Raw genomic sequence first — 20,131 nt, forward strand, 5'->3', positions numbered from 1 at the left:
CATGAACGAATTGAGTGCATTGTTCGAACCGGTCCGGATTGGCAGCCTGGCCCTGCCCAACCGGGTGGTCATGGCGCCGATGACGCGCTCGTTCTGCGGTGAGGCCGGAGTGCCCGGACCGAACGTGGCGCGCTATTACGCTGCCCGCGCCGCGGCCGGTACGGGTCTGATCTTCACCGAGGCCACGGTGGTGGACATGGGCCCGGCGCGCGGCTACCGGGGCGTGCCCGGCCTGTGTGATGACGCGCAGGAAGCCGCCTGGCGGGCCGTGGTGGATGCCGTGCACGCGGCCGGCGGCCGGATCATGGTGCAGCTGTGGCACTGCGGGCGGCTGTCACACCCGCGGGCCACCGGCGGCGCCCAGCCGGTTGCGCCCAGCGCCGTGGCGGCGAGCGGGCCGTACATCGACGTGGCGGACCCGTCGACCTTCGACGGGCACCTGAGTTACGTCGAGCCGCGGGCGATGACGCAGGCCGACATCAATGCCGTGACCGGCGAATTTGCAGCCGCTGCCGCCCGCGCGCAACGCGCCGGCTTCGACGGGGTGCTGTTTCACGGCGCCAGCGGCTACCTGATCCAGCAGTTCTTCAACGCCGACAGCAACCGCCGCGACGACGCCTACAACGGCGACACGGCCGCTCGCGCGCGCTTTGCCTGCGACATCGTGCGTGCGGCCCGCAGCAAGACCGGCGCTGGCTTCGCCTTGCTGATGGGCCTGTCGCAGTTCTCGGTCAGCGATTACGGCTGGGTGACCTGGCCGACGCCGGCCGACCTGGCGGTGACGGTGAATTGCCTCAAGGCGGCCGGGGTCGACGGCTTTCATGTCGCCGCGCATCGCATCGAAACGCCTGGCTTCCCCGCCGCTGCCGACCCGGCCGGGCACGGCCTGGCCTGGCATGTGCGTCAGGCCTCCGGCCTGCCGGTCAGCGCCGCCGGCGGGGTGACCTACACCACCACCATCGGCGAGTCTCTGATGGGCGCCGACAGCCAGATTGCCGATCCGGCCCAGGCCGCCCGCCTGCTGGCCGATGGCGATGCCGACCTGATCGCGGTCGGCCGTGCCATGGTCGCCAACCCGGACTGGGCCGCCAAGGTGCGGGCCGGACGCTGGCAGGAGCTGGTGCCGTTCCGGCGCGAGGTCCTGGCCACGCTGGTCTGAGCGCCTGCGCCGGGATGCAGCGGCAACCGGAACCGGAACTCATGGACGCGGCCGAGCAGGCCGCGGCCTATGCCAGTGCCGATTTTTCCGCTCCGCACCAGTTCCTGGTCGATCAGATCAGCCGCCTGTTGCCGGTCCTGCCAGTGGCAGCGCGGGGGCTCGACCTGGGCTGCGGACCGGCGGACGTGAGCCTGCGCTTTGCACGCGCCTTTCCCGGCTGGCAGATCGATGGCGTGGACGGCGCCGAAGCCATGCTGCAACTCGGCCGGGCGCAGGTGGCTGCCGCCGGGCTCGCGGCGCGGGTGCGCTTGCACCGGGCGCTGCTGCCAAACGACCCGCTGCCCGGTGCCGGCTACCAGGTCATCCTCAGCAACAGCCTGCTGCACCACCTGCACCGGCCGCAGGTGCTGTGGCGGGCGGTGCGCGCCGCCGCCGCGCCGGGCGCGGCGGTGTATGTCACGGACCTGCGGCGTCCGGCCGATGCGGGCGTCCTGCGACATCTGGTCGACACCTACAGTGAGCCTGAACCGGCGGTACTGCGGCGCGATTTCGAGGCCTCGCTGCGGGCGGCGTTCACGGTGAGGGAAGTGCAGACCCAACTCGGCCTCGCCGGGCTGCAGGAACTTGTCGTGCGCGAGCTGACCGATCGCCATCTGGCGGTATTCGGGTACCTCCGCTGATCGATACGGCAGTGACCTGCGACGGGCGCTGTTGACGTTGATTACCGTCCAGTGGGTGTCATGCACACCCCCTATAATCGCCCGCCTGATGCTCGGCGCATGCGCCGTGGCCTGTTTCACACCCGCCCTGAGGACCCGTCCGATGAACACGACCGAACTGGAAGCCACCGTGCGCGCCATGACTGCCCGCGGCAAGGGCCTGCTGGCGGCCGACGAGAGCAGCGGCACCATCAAGAAGCGCTTCGACAGCATCGGTCTTGATTCCACAGAGACCAGCCGCCGCGATTATCGGCAGATGCTGTTCACCACCGAGGGGCTGGAACAGGCGATCTCGGGCGTGATCCTGTACGACGAGACCATTCGCCAGAGCACCGATGACGGCCGCAATCTGGCGGGCATCCTGCAGGCCAAGGGCATCGTGCCGGGCATCAAGGTCGACAAGGGCACCCTCGCCATGGCGCCGGGCAGCACCGAGAAGCTGACCGAAGGTTTCGATGGCCTCGCCAAGCGCTACGAGGAGTACTACCGGCTGGGCGCCCGCTTCGCCAAATGGCGTGCGGTGTACAGCATTACCGACCAGCTGCCCTCGGCGCGCAACATCCTGCTGAATGCCCAGGGCCTGGCGCGCTATGCCGCCATCACCCAGCAGTCCGGCCTGGTGCCGATCGTAGAGCCCGAGGTGCTGATGGACGGCGCGCACACCCTCGAGCGCTGCGAGGAGGTCACCACCGCCGTGCTGCAGGCCGTATTCCAGGCACTGGCCGTCGAAGGTGTGGCGCTGGAGCTGATGGTGCTCAAGCCCAACATGGTGATTTCCGGCAAGGAATGCCCGGTACAGGCCAGTGCCCGGCAGGTGGCCGAGGCGACGGTGCGCTGTTTCCGGCGCACAGTGCCGGCGGCGGTGCCGGGCATCATGTTCCTGTCCGGTGGCCAGGGCGACGTGCAGGCGACCGAGAACCTGAACGCCATCAATGCGCTGTCGGCGCACCACCCGTGGGTGTTCAGCTTCTCCTACGGCCGCGCCCTGCAGGCGCCAGCGCTGAAGGCCTGGGGTGGCAAGAAGGAAAATGTCGCCGCCGGCCAGCGGGCGCTGCACAAGCGCGCGCTGCTCAACGGCGCTGCCTGCCGCGGCGAGTACCAGGCGCAGATGGAGCAGGCAGCCTGAGACCAATGCCGAAACCGGCCGGCCGAATGTCCCGCTGGGCCGATCGCGCATGAGCCCACGCAGCGGCGTGCTGCTGGTCAACCTCGGCAGCCCGGCGGCGCCGACGCCCGCTGCGGTGCGGCGCTACCTCAAGCAGTTCCTGAGCGACCGGCGGGTTGTGGACCTGCCGCCGCTGCTGTGGCAGCCGATCCTGCGCGGCATCATTCTGACCACCCGCCCGCGCCGTTCGGCGCGGCTTTATCAAAGCGTGTGGACCGCCGAGGGCGCGCCGTTGGTGGTGAACACCCGGCGCCAGGCGGCAGGTCTGGCCACGCGGTTGGCCGGGCAGGGCGTCGCGGTGGCGTTTGCCATGAGCTATGGCGCGCCGTCGCTGGCGGAAGGACTCGCGCAGCTGGCCGGCTGCGAGCGGGTGCTGGTGCTGCCGATGTTTCCGCAGCATTCGGCCAGCACGCAGGGCGCCGTATTCGACGCCCTGGCGGCGGCGCTGCGACCCGCCATGCGTCTGCCGACGCTGCATTTCGTGGCCGATTTTCACGACCATCCGGGTTACATCGACGCCCTGGCCGCGAGTGTGCGGGCGCACTGGGCGGCTCACGGCCGGGGGGATCGCCTGCTGATGTCCTTCCACGGGTTGCCGCAGCGCAACGTCGACCGCGGCGATCCCTATGCCGGGCAGTGCATGCGCACGGCGCGCCTGCTGGCCGATGCGCTGGAGTTGGACGATGACCAGTGGCAGCTTGCCTACCAGTCCCGCTTCGGCAAGGCGCGCTGGCTGGAGCCGGCCACCGACGCCACGCTGCGTGCCTGGGGCGCGCAGGGCCTGGCGCGCGTGGACCTGATCTGCCCCGGTTTTGTTGCCGACTGCCTGGAGACGCTGGAGGAAATCGCCATCGGCGGTCGGCACATCTTTCAGGCCGCCGGCGGTGGCCAGTTCCAGTACATTGCCAGCCTGAATGACAGCCCGGCCTGGCTGGATGCGCTGGCGGATCTGGTGCGCGCTGCCGACCGCGATTGACGGAGTTTTCACCATGCACGCGAATGTCGATCCGGCCGAGACCGCCAAGTTCGACGCCCACGCCGGGCAGTGGTGGGACACCCGCGGTCCGCTGCGCACGCTGCACGAGATCAACCCGGTGCGCCTGGCCTGGGTTGCCGGGCACGTTCGCCTGGATGGGGCACGGGTGCTCGACGTGGGCTGCGGCGGCGGGGTGCTCAGCGAAGCACTGGCGCGCGCCGGGGCAACGGTGACCGGCATTGATCTTGCCGCCGACGCCCTGGCCGCCGCGCGCGAGCATGCAGGCGCGCAAGGCCTGGCGATCGATTACCGGCAAGTGTCGGTAGCGGACCTGGCGGCGAGTGCGCCGGGCGGTTTCGACGCGCTGACCTGCATGGAGCTGATCGAGCATGTGCCGGATCCGGCCGCTCTGGTGCAGGCCTGTGCCGGGCTGCTGCGCCCGGGCGGACTGGCGTTTTTCTCCACCCTGAGTCGCACGCCGAAGGCCTATGCACAGGCGGTACTGGCCGCCGAATACGCGCTGCGTCTGCTGCCGCGGGGCACGCACGACTACGCGCGCTTCCTGCGCCCGGCGGAGCTGGCTGGCCTGTGCCGGGCGGCTGGACTGGAGGTGGTCGATCTGAGCGGCCTTGGCTACAACCCGCTCACGCGCCGCGCCCGGCTGCGTCCGCAGGTGGACGTCAATTACCTGCTGGCGGCGCGCAAGCCCGGCTGATCCTTCCTCGCCAGCGGGAACAGCTCAAAGAAATTGGCCGCCACCTGCGCGTCCAGCGCCGACGGCTCGATCCCGCGCAGCGCGGCCACATAGTCGGCCACCTGGCGCACGTAGGCCGGCTGGTTCTGCTTGCCGCGGTGCGGCACCGGCGCCAGATACGGCGCGTCGGTCTCGACCAGCAGGCGCTGGGCCGGAACGCGGCGGGCGGCCTCGCGGATCGGCTCGGCGGTCTTGAAGGTGACGATGCCCGAAAAGGAAATGTGAAAGCCCAGCTCCAGCGCCCGCTGGGCGGTCGGCCAGTCCTCGGTGAAGCAGTGCATGACGCCGCCGACCTCCTGCGCCCGCTCCTCGGCGAGGATGCGCAGCGTGTCGTCAGTGGCCTCGCGCATGTGCACGATCAGCGGCTTGCCCACTTCCCGCGCCGCCCGGACATGGGTGCGCAGGCGCGCCTGCTGCAGGGTGATGTGCTCGGCCCCGTAGTGGTAGTCGAGGCCGGTTTCGCCGACGGCGACGATCAGCGGATCGGCCGCCAGACCGGCCAGCCGGGTGACATCCGGCTCGTCGTCACCGACCTGATTGGGGTGCACGCCAACCGAGGCGGACACCTGCGCATAGCGCGCGGCCAGCGCGCGCACGACCGGCGCGTTGCCAAGGCTCACGCTCACGCACAGGAAGTGCCCGACGCCAACTGCGGCCGCCTGCGCCAGCAGGGCCTCGACCCGCTCCAGCGTGGGATCGATCAGGTCCAGGTGACAATGGGAATCGACCAGCATGCTCACATCGTGTGCGTGTGGCGTTCGCTGGTGAGCGCGCCGGCCAGATAGGTCTCGATCTTGTTGCGCGCCACGCGGCTGCTTTCGTCCTCGACGAACTGCACGCCCACGCCGGCCACCTTGCCGTTCTGCGAGCCGCGCGGCGTGATCCACACCACCTTGCCGGCGACCGGGATTTTCTCCACCTCGTCCATCAATGTCAGCAGCAGGATCAGTTCGTCGCCCAGGTGCACCGCGCGCGTAGTGGGGATGAACAGGCCGCCGCCCTTGACGAAGGACATGTAGGACGCATACAGCGCGTTCTTGTCGCGGATGGCGACCGCCAATACGCCGGTGGGTGTGTCCGATGGGGTGTGTTCTGCCATGACCGCTCCGGGGTGTCAGGTCGCTGATCCGGCGCCCGCCCACAAGGGATAGAGCAGGCGTTGCAGGGCGAGTTCCTTGACCAGAGGATGCTCGCGCAGGCGCAGAAAGTCATCAAGCTCATGTCCGAATGTCCGCAGGCGGGCCACCGAGGGCGCGTGCGCAGTCGCGTCGCCGGATGTGGCACCAACGGCCCGGCGCAGGGCGTGTCGCAGCCAGCCGTAGAGCGCCGCATCCAGCGCCTCCTGCGGCAGCTTGAGCCACTCGCGCGACAGTCGCAGCGGGTCGGCCTTGTCGCCGAGCAGGGCATCCAGTCCGCTGCCAACGGCCTTCCACACGGCGCCGATGTCCTGACCGAGCAGGCCCTGCGCCCGCAGCGGCGCGCCACCGGCCAGGTCGAGCGCCAGATCCGCTTCCGGCCCGCTTCGGGACAGCACCGCGTGCGCCTGCGCCAGCGGCGGGGTGCTGAAGCGCAGCAACTGACATCGGCTGCGTACGGTGGCCGGCAGATGCGCCAGGCGCTGCGACAGCAGCAGGAACAGCGTGTTATCGGGCGGCTCTTCGAGCAGCTTGAGCAGCGCATTGGCAGCAGCCGTGTTCAGGGCGTCGGCCGGCAGCAGCAGTGCCAGCTTGAAGCCGCCGTAGTGCGCGCTGGCGTGCAGGCGTTCGCCCAGTTCGCGCACCTGATCGACGTTGATGACGCTGGATGGCTTCTTGCGCGGCTCGTATTGGCAGCGCTGGCCTGGATAGGCCCCCAGAACCGGACGGTTCTGGTAGTCGGGGCTCAGCACGATGCAGTCCGGGTGGCTGCCGGCGGCATGTTGCCGGCAGCCGCGGCATTCGCCGCAGGGTTCCTCGCCGCGGGGCGTCTCGCACAGCAACCAGGCGCAGAGCGCGGCCAGGAAATCCGCCTTGCCGACGCCGGGCGGGCCGGCAGCCAGCAGGGCATGGTGCAGCCGGCCGGCGGCCCGGGCACCGCTGACGGCCTCCCACTGGGACGTCTGCCAGGGCAGGGGCGCGCTCACAGAAGGCGCTCCACGGCCCGTTCGATGGCCGCCTGGACCTGGTCGGGGCCGGCCGCGGCATCGATGATGCAGTAGCGCAGCGGATGCTGGCGCGCCCGGGCCAGGTAGGCCTCCCGCACGCGCTGATGAAAGGCGACGGTTTCCTGCTCGAAGCGATCCGCGGCACTGCGGCGATTGGCGCGCGCGAGTCCAAGCTCGACCGGCAGGTCCAGCAGCAGCGTCAGATCCGGCCGGGCGCGCGCCGGCAGCAGGGCCTCGAGCGCCGCCACGGGCGCCTCACCAAGACTTCGCCCGGCACCCTGGTAGGCGTAGCTGGCATCCACGTAGCGATCGCACAGCACCCACTGTCCGGCCTCCAGCGCCGGCAGGATGAGGTGGACCACGTGTTCGCTGCGGGCGGCGAACATCAGCAGCAGTTCCGTGAGGGGCGCCATTGACCCCTGGTCCGGTGCGAGCAGCAGTTCGCGCAGGCGTTCCCCGAGGGCCGTGCCGCCCGGTTCACGGGTTGCCAGCACGGTCTTGCCGCGCTGTTCCAGGAACGCCTTGAGGTCCGCCAGGCGGCTGGTCTTGCCGGCGCCTTCCAGGCCTTCCAGCGTGATGAAACAGGCGCGGGTCACGACGTGCAGCGCTGCGCTTGCCGGCGCTGGTAGCAGTCCACGGCCTGATTGTGCTCGGCGAGCGTGCGCGAGAACACGTGGCTGCCGTCACCGCGGCCGACGAAGTACAGGTAGTCCACCATGGCCGGGTTCATCACCGCCTGCAGGGAAGCCGCGCTCGGCAGGGCTATCGGCGTCGGCGGCAGACCGCGTCGGGTATAGGTGTTGTGCGGCGTCGGGGTGAGCAGGTCACGCCGAGTGAGATTGCCATCGAACTGCGTCCCGAGGCCGTAGATGACGGTCGAGTCGATCTGCAGCGGCATGCCCAGGCGCAGGCGGTTCAGCAACACCGCTGCGACCAGCGGGCGTTCATCGGGACGGCCTGTTTCCTTCTCGACCAGGGAGGCCAACGTCAACGCCTGTGACATGGAGGCTGGGGCACCGGGGCCTCGTGCTTGCCACAGGGTGGTCAGCCGGTCCTGCATGGCGGCATGGCTGCGGCGCAATACATCGAGATCGCTCTGGCCGCGGGTGACGAAATAGGTGTCCGGGAGGAAGCTGCCTTCGGCGGACTGGCCGGGCGCTCCCAGGGCCGCCATGATGTCGGCCTCGGTGCGGTCGCGCAGGGTGGCGGTCAGCACCGGTGAGGCCCATAGCGTGGTCAGGAGGTCACGAAACCTTGCGCCTTCCGGGACGCGCACGGCGTGCTGGCGCACCCGGCCGGCGGCGAAATCGGCCAGCAGACCGGCGGCGGTGGAGCCGGGGGTGAGGCTGTACTCGCCGGCCACGATGCGGTCGCCGCGTCCGGTCAGGCGCGCCCAGGCACGGATGGCCAGCGGATGTTCGAGCTGGCCGGCAGCGCCCAGTCGGCGCATCACGATCGCCAGCGTGTCGCCTGGCTGCACGTCGATGCTGTCTCTTGCCGCGAGTTTCAGGGGCGTTTGCGCCTGTTGGCCGAGCCAGGCCAGGGTGCCTGTGGCGACGCACAGCACTATCACCGCGACCGTCCATGAGCGGCGCCCCGGTCGCAGCGTGGCAGGACGGTCACGGTTTGTCATTGGCGATGACGCCAGCGCGGACGGGCTTCAGCGCAGGCGGCCGAACACCAGCGAGGCATTGGTCCCGCCAAAGCCGAAGGAGTTGGTGAGCACGTGCTCGATGCGCATCGGGCGCGCGGTGTGCGGCACGTAGTCCAGATCGCAGCCCTCGCCCGGATTGTCGAGGTTGATGGTGGGTGGGGCCACCTGATCGCGCAGGGCGAGCGCGCAGAAAATGGCCTCCACGCCGCCGGCGGCGCCCAGCAGGTGGCCGGTCATCGACTTGGTCGAGCTGACTGCCAGGCGATCGGCGTGGTGGTCGAACGCGCGCCGGATGGCGACTGTTTCGGCCACGTCGCCGGCCGGTGTCGAGGTGCCGTGGGCATTGATGTACTGGATGTCCTGTGGATCCAGACCGGCATTTCGCAGCGCCGCACGCATGCAGCGGAAGGCACCGTCGCCGCTGGCGTCCGGCTGTGTCATATGGTGTGCGTCGCCGCTCATGCCGTAACCCAGCACCTCGGCGTAGATGGTCGCGCCACGGCGCCGGGCGTGTTCCAGCTCTTCCAGAACCAGAATGCCGGCACCATCGGCCAGCACGAAGCCGTCGCGGTCGCGATCCCAGGGCCGACTGGCGCGCTGCGGGTCATCGTTGCGCGTGGACAGTGCCCGTGCCGCCGCGAAACCACCCAGCCCCATCGGCGAGGTGGCCATCTCGGCGCCGCCGGCCAGCATCACGTCGGCGTCGCCATATTCGATCAGCCGCGCCGAGTCGCCGATGCTGTGGGTTGCCGAGGCACAGGCCGTCACCACGGCCAGGTTCGGTCCCTTCAGCCCGAAGCGGATCGAGACGTTGCCGGCCACCATGTTGATGATGTTGCCCGGCACGAAAAACGGCGAGATACGCCGCGGTCCGCCGTTCAGGTAATCCAGGTGTCCGGCCTCGATGCCGGGCAGGCCGCCGATGCCCGAGCCGATGACAACGCCGATGCGCTCGGCGTTGTCGGCGGTCACCTGCAGGCCTGAATCGCGCAAGGCTTCCTCGGCTGCCGCGATGCCGTAATGGACGAACGGGTCCATCTTGCGGGCTTCCTTGGCGCTCAGGTAGCGCTCCACCTCGAAGCCTTTGACCGATCCGCCGAACCGAACGCTGAATGCGCTGGTGTCGAATTGCGTGATCGGCCCGATACCGCTTCGGCTGGCCAGGATGCCGGCCCATGAGGTCGGCACGTCCAGCCCCAGCGGACTGACCATGCCCAGCCCCGTAATGACGACCCGTCGCTTAGTCAAATCCCGGCAGCCCTCGATCGAATGCCCTGGCAATCCCTACTTGCGGGAGGCCAGTTCCTTCTCGACGTAGTCGATGGCTTCCTGCACGGTGGTGATCTTCTCGGCCGCTTCGTCGGCGATTTCGCACTCGAATTCCTCTTCGAGGGCCATCACCAGCTCGACCGTGTCCAGCGAGTCGGCACCCAGGTCGTCGACAAAGGACGAGTCGTTGCTGACTTCGTCTTCCTTGACGCCCAGCTGCTCGACCACGATTTTCTTGACGCGCTCTTCAATGCTGCTCATCGCTCAACATCCTCCCAGGGAAAAAATCACAAAAAAACTCGTGCGTAACGGCGCCACCGGCTCAGGCCAGGTACATGCCGCCGTTGATATGAAGGGTCTGCCCGGTGATATAGCCGGCCTGCGCCGAGGCCAGGTAGGTGACCAGCGCCGCGACCTCGTCCGCGCTGCCAAAGCGGCCCAGCGGAACCGATTGCAGCAGGGCAGTGCGCTGCTCGGCGGTCAAGGCGGCGGTCATGTCGGTGTCGATGAAACCCGGTGCTACCGTGTTGACGGTGATGCTGCGGCTGGCCAGTTCGCGCGCCAGGGCGCGCGTGAAGCCGGCCAGGCCGGCCTTCGCGGCGGCGTAGTTTACCTGTCCTGCGTTGCCCATGGCACCGACCACCGAACCGATGTTGATGATGCGCCCCCGGCGCGCCCGCATCATGCCGTTGGCGCAGGCCCGGCAGAGACGAAATGCGGCGCCCAGATTGGTGTCCAGCACCGTGTCCCAGTCATCGTCCTTGAGCCGTAGCATCAGGTTGTCGCGCGTGATGCCGGCGTTGTTGACCAGGATCGAAACGGCGCCGTGCGCGGCCTTGATCGCCTCCACCAGGGCGGTCGTGCCGTCCCGGTCAGCGGCATTGAATGTCATGCCCGCGCCCTTGAGGCCGGCCGCGGCCAGCTCCTCGCCGATGCGCCGTGCACCGGCGTCGGTGGTGGCGGTGCCGATGACGATTGCGCCGGCCTGCGCCAGTTCGTGTGCGATGGCCTTGCCGATGCCGCGGCTGGCGCCGGTCACCAGCGCAATTTCGCCGTCCAGTCGAATGTCCATGGCCGTTCCCGTGCCTTCAGTCGGAGCGTGTCAACCGAGCGCTGCCAGCGTCTGGCGCAGGCTGGCCGGGTCCTGGACGGCAAGGCTTTCGAGCTCGCCGCAGATGCGTTTGGTCAGCCCCGCCAGTACCTTGCCGGGACCGCACTCGACGACGTGCGTGACGCCGCGCGCCCGCATCGCCTCGATGACCTCGACCCAGCGCACGGGCGAGTAAATCTGCCGGATCAGCGCGTCGCGGATGGCCGCCGGTTCGCTGGCCGCGGCGACATCAACGTTGTTGATGACCGGCACCTCGGGCGAGCGGATGCTTGCTGCCACGAGCGCAGGCGCCAGCGCGTCGGCGGCCGGGCGCATCAGGCTGCAATGAAACGGTGCACTGACCGGCAGCGGCACGACCCGCTTGGCACCGGCGCCCTGGGCAGCCGCGCCGGCCCGTGCCACGGCCGCTGTGTGGCCGGCGATCACGCTTTGCAGGGGCGCGTTGTAGTTGGCGACAGCCACGGTCTCATCGGGCCTTGCCGCGGCGGCGCAGGCCGCTTCCACTGCTGCCCGATCCAGGCCCAGCACGGCCGCCATGGCGCCGCTGCCGACCGGAACCGCCTGCTGCATGTGCTCGCCTCGCTGGCGTACCAGCCGCACCGCCTGCTCGAACGGCAGGGCGCCGGCGCACACCAGCGCGCTGTACTCGCCAAGGCTGTGGCCGGCCATCACCGCCGGGGCGGGTCCGCCGGCGGCCTGCCAGACCCGCCACACCGCCACGCCGGCGCTGAGCATGGCCGGCTGGGTGACAGCGGTCAGTTGCAGTTCGCTGTCGGGGCCGTCCTGGATTAGGCGCCACAGGTCGTAACCCAGGGCTTCGCTGGCCTCGGCGAAGGTCTGCTCGACCTGCGCAAACTCGCCCGCCAGTTCGGCCAGCATGCCGACCGATTGCGAGCCCTGACCGGGAAATACCAGTGCCAATGTCATGCGGGAATCCGGACCTGAATGTCGACCAGTGCGGTGGACTCAGAAGCGCAGCAGCGCCGAGCCCCAGGCAAAACCGCCGCCGAAGGCCTCCAGAAGCAGCGTCTGGCCCGGCTTGACACGGCCGTCGCGGACCGCGACGTCCATCGCCAGCGGTACCGAGGCGGCCGAGGTATTGCCGTGCTCGGCGATGGTCAGCACCACCTGCTCCATGGGCAGGCGCAGGCGCTTGGCAATGGCGGCAATGATGCGCAGATTGGCCTGGTGCGGGATCAGCCAGTCGATGGCGCCCTTGTCGAGGCCGTTGGCGGCCAGCGCTTCTTCCACCGACTCGCCGAGTTTCTCGACCGCCACCCGGAACACGTCGGCGCCTTCCATCACCATGTGCGGCGGATGTTCGGCGAGGCTGCCGTAATCGTCCGATACCCAACCGGGCACCCACAGCAGATCCTTGTACTTGCCGTCGGCGTGCAGGTGCGTGGACAGGATGCCGGGCGTCGGTTCGCGGCGCAGCACCATGGCGCCGGCGCCGTCGGCAAACAGGATGCAGGTGCGCCGGTCCTGCCAGTCGATGATGCGCGACATGGTCTCGGTGCCGACCACCAGCGCCGTGTCGGCAGCGCCGCTGCGCAGCAGGCTGTCGGCGACGCTGAGCGCGTAAATGAAGCCGGCGCAGGCGGCCGCCACGTCGAAGGCCGGGCCGCCGTGAATGCCAAGCCGGTTCTGCAGCAGGCAGGCCGTGCTCGGAAAGACGTTTTCCGGCGTGCAGGTGGCGACGACCACCAGGCCGACGTCGGCAGCGTCGAGTCCGGCCATGGCCAGTGCGGCCCGCGCCGCGCGCTCGCCAAGGTCGGTCGAGGTCTCGCCCGGTGCAGCGATATGCCGCTGCCGGATGCCGGTGCGCTCGAAGATCCAGCGGTCGCTGGTGTCGACCTTCGATTCGAGGTCGGCATTGGTGACGATGTGTTCCGGCAGGGCGCTGCCGGTGCCGATGACGCGCGAGTACATCACGCGGTCAGCGCCTGTGGCAGGAAATCTGCCAGGCGCTCGCCGATGCGCTGGGGCACCTGCGCCCTGGCCTGCGCGGCGGCCTCGGCGATGGCCTGGGTGAAGCCAACCACATCCGTGCCGCCGTGACTCTTGATGACCGGTGCCGGCAGGCCGAGCAGGCTGGCGCCGTTGTAGGCGCGGGGGTCCAGCCGCTGGCGCAGCGCGCGCAGGGCCGGCAGCGAGGCCAAGGCACCGAGCCGGCGCAGGGGCGTGCGGCTGAATTCCTCGCGTAGCACCTGGCTGATCATGCGCGCCAGACCCTCGCTGGTCTTGAGTGCCACGTTGCCGACGAAGCCGTCGCACACCACCACGTCGGTGGTGCCGGCATAGATATCGTCGCCTTCGACGTAGCCGTGGAAGTTGAGCCCGCTGGCGCGGATCAGTTCGGCTGCGCGCTGCACCGTGTCGGTGCCCTTGGTGGCCTCGCTGCCGATGTTCAGCAGTCCCACGCTGGGGTTCTGGCGCTTGCCGAGCGCCTCGACCAGCACCGCGCCCATCACTGCGAACTCGCACAGTTGCTCGGCGCTGCACTCGGTATTGGCGCCAAGATCCAGCACGTGGGTTTCGCCCCGCTGCGTGGGCAGGGCGCGCACGATGGCCGGCCGCTCGATGCCGGGCAGCATGTGCAGCACGAAACGGGCAGTTGCCATCAGCGCACCGGTGTTGCCGGCGCTGACGCAGGCCTGCGCCTGGCCGGCGGCAACCAGATCGATGGCCACGCGCATCGAGGAATCCTTCTTGCCCCGCAGTGCCTTGGCTGGCGCCTCGTCCATGTCGACCACCTGGCTGGCATGGTGGACCGCCACGGCCAAGGTGGCGGCATCGGCCGGCATCAGGGCACGCACGGCCGGCTCGTCGCCAACCAGGATCAGGCGCACATCACTGTGCTTGCGCACGAAGCCGATCGCCGCCGGGACCACCACAGAGGGGCCGTGATCGCCCCCCATGGCGTCCACGGCAACCACCAGGCTCAATGCTTACTCGCCCTTGCCGGTGTCGATGACCTTGCGGCCGCGGTAGTAGCCGGTCGGGCTGACGTGATGCCGGCGATGGATTTCGCCGGTGGTCGGCTCAACCGACAGGGTGGGGGGCTTGAGCGCGTCGTGTGAGCGGCGCATGCCGCGCTTGGAGCGGCTCTTGTGGTCCTGTGCAACGGCCATGGATGGTCCTGTCAGTCGTCATGCCCGCCGGGCGGGTCGTTTTTCCTGAGGGATGCAAGCGCCGCGAACGGCCGCCGCTCCCCCGCCTGCTGCGCCGGTACCGCCGTGGCGCCGCACATGCCGTCGGCATGGTGCGGGTAATCCGGCAGAACCAGCAACAATTCGTCCTCTATCAACTGCGCCACGGACAGCTCCTGCCCGGCAGGGCAGATCAGCGGCTCATAGCCGGCCGGCAGCTTCGCGAGCGCCCCCTCATGGGTCAGCACGCCAAGCTGTATCGGGGCCTCGAGGTGCAGCACGAATGGCTCGAGGCAGCGCTGGCAGCGCACCGTCACGGCGCACGCGGCGCTGCCGGCCAGTACCAGTCGTCCACCAGGAAGCACTTGTCCGGCAAGCGTTATTTCAACTTCGCCGGCGGTGTCTTCAAGGCCTTCGCAGAGCCGCTCCATGCCCGCCAGCGGCAGGGTGCCCGTGACGTGCCGGCCGGTCCTGGCCCAGTCGTGGGGGTCGATCGAGTCTGGTATTCGCCCCGACATAAGGGCGCGGAGTGTAGTCGGGGGCTGATTCGGCTGTCAAAAACGCGGGGGGCCGGCCGGTATGGGGCGCTGGCTACAATGCCCCGCCCATCACACATCCGGACCGTGCATGTCTGCCTCACACCCGCCCCTGGTTCTGGCCTCGACCTCACCCACGCGCCGCGAGCTGCTCGGGCGCCTGGGGCTGCCGTTCGACGTCCACGCGCCGCAGGTCGACGAGACGCCGCTGCCCGACGAGGCGCCAACGGCGCTGGCGCTGCGCCTGGCCAGGGCCAAGGCCGAGGCCGCAGCGGTAACGTTTCCAGCGCATCTGATCATCGGTTCGGACCAGGTGGCCGTGGTCGGTGCGCAGGTGCTGGGCAAGCCCGGCGACCGGGCGCGGGCGACCGAGCAACTGGCGCTGTCGTCGGGCCAGGTGATGGTGTTCCAGACCGCGGTTTGCCTGTTCAGCAGCGTCACGGGCCAGGTCGCGACGCGACTGGTGCCGTTCGATGTGGAGCTGCGCCGGCTAAGCCGGGTCGACATCGAACGCTACCTCGACCGCGAACAGCCCTTCGGCTGCGCCGGTTCACTGCGTTCGGAGGGACTGGGCGTCACCCTGTGCCAACGCATGAGCGGTGATGACCCCACCGCGCTGCTGGGCCTGCCGCTGATCGCACTGTGCGAGCTGTTGCGGGATCAGGGCGTTGCGCTGCCCTGATGTGGCCGCCGATCAACGCCAGCGCAGGCCGTCCGAGAGCGCGTCAAGCAGACTGCTGGCCGCCTCGCCGCCGGCACTGCGGATCAGCTTCTCGAAGTAGGCCGGACGCACGGTGTAGTCGACCACCTTGTCGGCCTTGAACACCTCGCGCGCCACCGAATCGGTGTCGCCCAGCGCATCGACCAGCCCCAGTTCGATGCCCTGGTCGCCGGTCCACACCAGCCCGCTGAACAGGCGCGGATCGTCCTTCAGGCGCGCCCCGCGGCCGTCTTTCACGACCTCGATGAACTGGCTGTGGATGGCCTGCAGCAACTCGCGGGCGTGCTCGGCGTCCTCGGGGTTCTGCGGCGAGAACGGGTCCAGGAAGCCCTTGTGCTCACCGGCGGTCAACAGGCGCCGCTCGATGCCCAGTTTCTGCATGGCGTCGACGAAGCCAAAGCCGTTCATCAGGACGCCGATCGAGCCCACCACGCTGGCCTTGTCGGCGTAAATCCTGTCCGCGGCGACGGCGACGTAGTAGCCGCCCGAGGCGCAGATATCGTCGATCACGGCGTACAGCGGCACCTTCGGGTGCAGCGTGCGCAGGCGCCGGATTTCGGCATTGATGCGCCCGGCCTGCACCGGGCTGCCGCCCGGGCTGTCGATGCGCAGCACCACGCCGGCCACCTGCGCGTTGTCGTAGGCCTTGCGCAGGGACTCGATGATGATGTCGGCGTTGGCGTCCGTGCCGGGTGCGATGATGCCGTTCAGCTGCACCAGCGCGGTGTGGCGACTGGCGACCTGTGGCACGCCCACGTCGGCGCGAAACAGTCCCAGCACCAGCAGTACCAGCAACACCGACAACAGGCGAAAGAAGATGCGCCAGCGGCGGGCGCGGCGCTGTTCGGTCAGCGTGTCCCGCAGCAGGCGTTCGAGCACGCCGCGTTCCCAGGCGGTGGGGTTGGTGTCGTCGTTCATGCGGTCCTCTGGGTGGTTTGGGTATCGCGCAGGCGCTCGAGCACGGCTTCGAGCGCCGCCGGCAGGGGTGCCTCGAAGACCTGCGGCGTGTCGTCGTCCAGCGGCGCCAGTTCAATCTTCGCCGCGTGCAGGAACAGCCGTTTCAGGCCGATGGCGCCCAGCGCTGCCTCGGCCGCCGGATCGCCGTACTTCGGATCGCCCGCCACCGGGCAGCCCAGGTGCTGGGCGTGCACGCGTATCTGGTGCGTGCGCCCGGACAGCAATTCCGCCTCGACCAGGCTGGCGCCGGCAAACCGCTCGCGCAGTTGAAACACCGTCTGCGCCGGCTTGCCGTCGGTGGCCACACGCACCAGCCGTTCGCCACCGCGTTCGTAGCGGTCGAGCGCCGCATCCACGCGCTGGCGGCGGCCGGGAAACTGGCCCACCAGCAGCGCCAGGTACCGCTTGCCGACGGCGCCGCTGCGCAGTTGTTCGTGCAGTGCGCGCAGGGTGCTGCGCCGCTTGGCGATCAGCAGGCAACCCGAGGTGTCGCGGTCCAGGCGATGCACCAGCTCGAAGAACGGCTGATTGGGCCGCAGTTGTCGCAGCGCCTCGATCACGCCAAAGCTGACCCCGCTGCCGCCGTGACAGGCCAGACCCGCCGGCTTGTCCAGCACCAGCAGGCGCTCGTTCTCGAACAGGATGCGGCCGGTCAGCTCGCGCAGCTGGTGGTCGGGCGCTTCCCCGGGCGGCCGGGGGGGTGGCAGGTCGACCGGCGGCAGGCGCACCCGGTCGCCGGCCTGCAGGCGGTGCTCCGGGCCGATGCGACCGCCGTTGACGCGCACCTCGCCGCGGCGCAGCAGGCGATACACCCGGCTGCGCGGCAGGCCGCGAAAGCGCGCCATCAGGAAGTTGTCGACCCGCTGCCCGGCCTGATCGTCGGCAACGTTCACGTACGCCACCGAGCGCTCCGGGGTGGTGGCCGTGCCTGTATTAAGCCCTGTCATCGCGTGTTAATGTTGTCGGCGCAGTGGCCATCTTGATGATCAAAAAGATTTGGACGGTGATTCAGTGTCTCGGGCGCAATGCCTGGGGCCGGCTGATGTCTGCCGTGTCCGTTTCGTCGGCGTGTCGCGCTGGCGCCGCTGCAACCGATTTTGTGCGAGCCATTCTATTCCTCCTGCGCCAGTCCCCGCGGACCGGCCTCGCCGGAGGCCCTGTTCCCGATCCCCGCGTCGCGCCGCGTTGCGGCATGCCGGCCCATGAGCCTGCGCCCCTGGGGGCGCTACCGTCCGGCACGCGCTGCGCCGCGAGGCGTCTGCCACGAGTATTCCCCGATGAAACGAATTCTGTTCAACGCCCGCCAGTCGGAAGAGCTGCGGGTGGCCATCGTCGATGGCCAATACCTGTTTGATCTGGACATCGAGTCCCCGAACCGCAACCAGAAAAAGGGCAACATCTACCGCGCCGTAGTGCGGCGCATCGAGCCGAGCCTGGAGGCGGCGTTCGTCGATTACGGTGGCACCCGCCACGGCTTCTTGCCGCTCAAAGAGGTCGCCGCCCACTACCTGCAGGGCCCCAACGGCGAGCCGCGGCAGCTGCGCGAAGGTCAGGAAATCACCGTCCAGGTCGAGAAGGAAGAGCGCGGCACCAAGGGCGCGGCCCTGACCACCCACGTCAGCCTGGCCGGCCGCTACCTGGTGCTGATGCCCTGCAGCCCCGACGCCGGCGGCGTGTCGCGCAAGATCGAGGGCGAGGACCGGGCCGAACTGAAGGACCTGCTCGGGCAACTGCAGTTGCCCTCCAACATGGGCGTCATCGTGCGCACGGTGGCGGCCGAGCGCAGCCTGGCCGAGCTGCAGTGGGACCTGGATCACCTGATCGAGCTGTGGAACGCCATCGATGCGGCCAGCACCGGCAAGTCCGCCCCGTTCCTGATCTACCAGGAAAACAACGTCGTGGCGCGGGTGATCCGCGACTATTTCCGCGACGACATCGGCGAGGTGCTGATCGACGACGAGGCCACCTACGAGGAGGCCCGCGCGCTGATGCAGCAGCTGATGCCGCAAAGCCTGCCGCGCCTGAAGCTGTACCAGGACAAGGTGCCGCTGTTCACGCGCTACCAGATCGAACACCAGATCGAGACCGCGCACCGGCGCGAGGTGCCGTTGCGCTCCGGCGGTGCCCTGGTGGTGGACCACACCGAGGCGCTGACCGCCATCGACATCAACTCGGCGCGCTCCACGGGCGGCAGCGACATCGAGGAGACCGCCACCAATACCAATCTGGAGGCCTGCGACGAGATCGGCCGCCAGCTGCGCCTGCGCGATCTGGGCGGGCTGATCGTGATCGACTTCATCGACATGATGAAAAGCAGCAACCAGCGGGCGGTGGAAGACCGCCTGCGGGACGCGGTCAAGCACGACCGGGCGCGCATCCAGCTGGGCAAGCTGTCGCGTTTCGGGCTGCTCGAAATGTCGCGCCAGCGCCTGCGTCCCTCACTGAAGGAGACCAGCCACATCACCTGCCCGCGCTGCGAGGGCCAGGGCACCATCCGCAGCGTGGAATCGACCGCCCTGCACGTGCTGCGCCTGCTGGAGGAAGAATCCCTCAAGGAGCGCACCGGCCGCCTGGCGGTGCAGGTGCCGGTGGCGGTGGCGACCTATCTGTTCAACGAAAAGCGTGACGCGGTGTCCGAGCTGGGTCAGCGCCTGGGCGTGAACCCCATCATCCTGCCCAACCCGGCGCTCGAAACCCCGCATTACGAGATCGACCGCACGCGCGTGCAGGACCTGAACAAGCGCCTGCTGGATACGCCCAGCCACGAACTGGCGTTGACCGTGCCGGCGCCGGAGGCGGCCGCCGCACCGGCGGCGATCGTCGCCCAGCCGGCGGCCGTGCAGCGCCTGGTGCGCAGCGCGCCGCCGCCAAGTCCGGTCGATACCACCGTGGCGGCTGCGCCGGCGTCCCAGCCGGGTCTGTTCACGCGCCTGTGGCGCAGCCTGGTCGGCCATCGGCCACCCGCGCCCGTGGAGCAGGCGCCGCCGCGTCATGCGCGCAGCCGCCCGCCGCGTGCCGAAACGCCCGCCGCGCGCCCGCAGGACCGGCCGGACCGCAGCCGCCAGGGCGGCGACGCGCAGCGGCCGCAGGCACCTGTCGCGCCGCGCAACCCAGCGCCCGCGCGGGATGGCCAGCGCGACAACGCGCCGCGCGGCGGCCAGCGCGAGCAGCGCGAGCCGGCTGCGCCGCGCGATCCGGCCGTGCGCGATGGCCAGCGCGAAGCTCGCGAAGGCAAATCGCGGCGCGGTCGTCGCGGTGGTCAGCGCGGCCAGGGCCAGGGCGGTGCCGAGGCCAGGAACGCCGCTGGCAGTGAGGCGCCGGCCCGCGCGCCGCAAGCAGGCCGCCAGCCGCCGGGCGGCAAAGGCCCGGATGGCACGCCGCCGCTGCACGCGCCCGAGGTGTTCGCGCCGCCGGTCACGTCCGCGGGGGCGTTGGCGGGTGCGGCAGTGATCACCGGAATCGCCCAGCCCGAGTCGGTGTCGCCGTCCGAACCGTTCGCGCCGCAAGTGACAACGCCGGTCACCGAGCCGGCGCCGGATTACTCGTGGGCGGCGCAGCAGGCGTCCCCCGAGTCGGCCAGCGCCGAGCACGTGCCCGACGCTGCGGTCATGCCTGCCGTTCCGGTGGTGGTGGAAGGCCCCGCGCCGGTCGTCTGGGCGCCACCGCCACCGCCCGCTCAGGAGCCGCCGGCGCCCATTTTGCAGGAGCCGATCACGCCACCAGCCGGTGGGGGATTCGTACAGGTCGAAACGGTCAGCGTGCCGGTTGACGAGGCCGATGCGCGCAACGGCTAGCGCGGGCCGATACTGCGCACG

Annotated in this window: 22 protein-coding genes; 7 read left to right on the plus strand and 15 right to left on the minus strand. The window is 69.6% G+C overall.

Going from position 1 to position 20,131, the window contains the following annotated elements; translation table 11 throughout:
- Position 1 precedes the first annotated feature (1 nt).
- The 5 genes from H5U26_RS09885 to ubiG all read left to right on the plus strand — a co-directional run bounded on the left by H5U26_RS09885 (position 2) and on the right by ubiG (position 4,734).
- Positions 2-1,159, plus strand: coding sequence for a 12-oxophytodienoate reductase (locus H5U26_RS09885; RefSeq protein WP_290619173.1), 1,158 nt, complete (start codon positions 2-4; stop codon positions 1,157-1,159).
- Positions 1,160-1,200: 41 nt separating this feature from the next.
- Entirely contained in the window at positions 1,201-1,839 is a 639-nt protein-coding gene (locus H5U26_RS09890; RefSeq protein WP_290619175.1) for a class I SAM-dependent methyltransferase, read from the plus strand.
- A gap of 142 nt (positions 1,840-1,981) precedes the next feature.
- On the plus strand, positions 1,982-3,004 hold the full coding sequence (locus H5U26_RS09895; protein WP_290619177.1) for a class I fructose-bisphosphate aldolase: 1,023 nt from the start codon (positions 1,982-1,984) through the stop codon (positions 3,002-3,004).
- A gap of 49 nt (positions 3,005-3,053) precedes the next feature.
- Positions 3,054-4,019: a ferrochelatase gene (hemH, locus tag H5U26_RS09900; protein ID WP_290619179.1), complete on the plus strand. Its 966-nt coding sequence runs from the start codon at positions 3,054-3,056 to the stop codon at positions 4,017-4,019.
- A gap of 13 nt (positions 4,020-4,032) precedes the next feature.
- A complete protein-coding gene (gene ubiG / locus H5U26_RS09905) occupies positions 4,033-4,734 on the plus strand; it encodes a bifunctional 2-polyprenyl-6-hydroxyphenol methylase/3-demethylubiquinol 3-O-methyltransferase UbiG (RefSeq protein WP_290619181.1) in 702 nt (233 codons plus the stop codon).
- Here ubiG and H5U26_RS09910 read toward each other — a convergent pair.
- The 13 genes from H5U26_RS09910 to H5U26_RS09970 form a co-directional block, all read right to left on the minus strand.
- Positions 4,704-5,507 carry a TatD family hydrolase gene (locus H5U26_RS09910; RefSeq protein ID WP_290619183.1) on the minus strand — a complete coding sequence of 268 codons (804 nt, stop codon included), beginning with the start codon at positions 5,505-5,507 and terminating at the stop codon, positions 4,704-4,706. The genes ubiG and H5U26_RS09910 overlap by 31 nt on opposite strands.
- 2 nt (positions 5,508-5,509) lie before the next feature.
- Positions 5,510-5,872, minus strand: a complete 363-nt coding sequence (locus tag H5U26_RS09915; protein WP_290619185.1) for a PilZ domain-containing protein — start codon at positions 5,870-5,872, stop codon at positions 5,510-5,512.
- A 15-nt stretch (positions 5,873-5,887) separates the two neighbouring features.
- Positions 5,888-6,895 (minus strand): DNA polymerase III subunit delta', encoded by a 1,008-nt coding sequence (gene holB, locus H5U26_RS09920; protein WP_290619186.1) that lies wholly within the window; start codon positions 6,893-6,895, stop codon positions 5,888-5,890.
- Positions 6,892-7,512 carry a dTMP kinase gene (gene tmk / locus H5U26_RS09925; RefSeq protein ID WP_290619188.1) on the minus strand — a complete coding sequence of 207 codons (621 nt, stop codon included), beginning with the start codon at positions 7,510-7,512 and terminating at the stop codon, positions 6,892-6,894. The genes holB and tmk overlap by 4 nt, the downstream gene beginning before the upstream one ends.
- Positions 7,509-8,549 (minus strand): endolytic transglycosylase MltG, encoded by a 1,041-nt coding sequence (gene mltG / locus H5U26_RS09930; RefSeq protein ID WP_290619189.1) that lies wholly within the window; start codon positions 8,547-8,549, stop codon positions 7,509-7,511. The genes tmk and mltG overlap by 4 nt, the downstream gene beginning before the upstream one ends.
- A gap of 27 nt (positions 8,550-8,576) precedes the next feature.
- Positions 8,577-9,818, minus strand: coding sequence for a beta-ketoacyl-ACP synthase II (fabF, locus tag H5U26_RS09935; RefSeq protein ID WP_290619191.1), 1,242 nt, complete (start codon positions 9,816-9,818; stop codon positions 8,577-8,579).
- A gap of 36 nt (positions 9,819-9,854) precedes the next feature.
- Positions 9,855-10,100: an acyl carrier protein gene (acpP, locus tag H5U26_RS09940; protein WP_068803058.1), complete on the minus strand. Its 246-nt coding sequence runs from the start codon at positions 10,098-10,100 to the stop codon at positions 9,855-9,857.
- Between the two features lie 61 nt (positions 10,101-10,161).
- Positions 10,162-10,911, minus strand: coding sequence for a 3-oxoacyl-ACP reductase FabG (gene fabG / locus H5U26_RS09945; RefSeq protein ID WP_366055930.1), 750 nt, complete (start codon positions 10,909-10,911; stop codon positions 10,162-10,164).
- A gap of 30 nt (positions 10,912-10,941) precedes the next feature.
- A complete protein-coding gene (fabD, locus tag H5U26_RS09950) occupies positions 10,942-11,877 on the minus strand; it encodes an ACP S-malonyltransferase (protein WP_290619195.1) in 936 nt (311 codons plus the stop codon).
- 39 nt (positions 11,878-11,916) lie between these two features.
- Positions 11,917-12,885: a beta-ketoacyl-ACP synthase III gene (locus tag H5U26_RS09955; RefSeq protein WP_366055931.1), complete on the minus strand. Its 969-nt coding sequence runs from the start codon at positions 12,883-12,885 to the stop codon at positions 11,917-11,919.
- Positions 12,882-13,898, minus strand: a complete 1,017-nt coding sequence (plsX, locus tag H5U26_RS09960) for a phosphate acyltransferase PlsX (RefSeq protein WP_366055932.1) — start codon at positions 13,896-13,898, stop codon at positions 12,882-12,884. The genes H5U26_RS09955 and plsX overlap by 4 nt, the downstream gene beginning before the upstream one ends.
- A gap of 3 nt (positions 13,899-13,901) precedes the next feature.
- Complete coding sequence (gene rpmF / locus H5U26_RS09965) at positions 13,902-14,084, minus strand: 50S ribosomal protein L32 (RefSeq protein WP_068803053.1); 183 nt, start codon at positions 14,082-14,084, stop codon at positions 13,902-13,904.
- A gap of 11 nt (positions 14,085-14,095) precedes the next feature.
- Positions 14,096-14,533: a YceD family protein gene (locus tag H5U26_RS09970; protein ID WP_290619198.1), complete on the minus strand. Its 438-nt coding sequence runs from the start codon at positions 14,531-14,533 to the stop codon at positions 14,096-14,098.
- Positions 14,534-14,729: 196 nt separating this feature from the next.
- Here H5U26_RS09970 and H5U26_RS09975 point away from each other — a divergent pair, with 196 nt between their 5' ends.
- Positions 14,730-15,320, plus strand: a complete 591-nt coding sequence (locus tag H5U26_RS09975) for a Maf family nucleotide pyrophosphatase (protein WP_290619199.1) — start codon at positions 14,730-14,732, stop codon at positions 15,318-15,320.
- A gap of 12 nt (positions 15,321-15,332) precedes the next feature.
- Here H5U26_RS09975 and H5U26_RS09980 read toward each other — a convergent pair whose 3' ends face one another.
- Both H5U26_RS09980 and H5U26_RS09985 read right to left on the minus strand, forming a co-directional pair.
- Positions 15,333-16,277 (minus strand): S49 family peptidase, encoded by a 945-nt coding sequence (locus tag H5U26_RS09980; RefSeq protein ID WP_290619201.1) that lies wholly within the window; start codon positions 16,275-16,277, stop codon positions 15,333-15,335.
- Positions 16,274-17,218 (minus strand): RluA family pseudouridine synthase, encoded by a 945-nt coding sequence (locus H5U26_RS09985; protein ID WP_290619203.1) that lies wholly within the window; start codon positions 17,216-17,218, stop codon positions 16,274-16,276. Before H5U26_RS09985 ends, H5U26_RS09980 begins: the two co-directional genes overlap by 4 nt.
- Before the next feature lie 375 nt (positions 17,219-17,593).
- Between H5U26_RS09985 and H5U26_RS09990 the strand changes: the two genes are divergently transcribed.
- A complete protein-coding gene (locus tag H5U26_RS09990) occupies positions 17,594-20,110 on the plus strand; it encodes an Rne/Rng family ribonuclease (RefSeq protein ID WP_290619204.1) in 2,517 nt (838 codons plus the stop codon).
- Positions 20,111-20,131 lie beyond the last annotated feature (21 nt).

This window comes from Immundisolibacter sp. (assembly GCF_014359565.1).
Classification (GTDB): Bacteria; Pseudomonadota; Gammaproteobacteria; order Immundisolibacterales; family Immundisolibacteraceae; genus Immundisolibacter.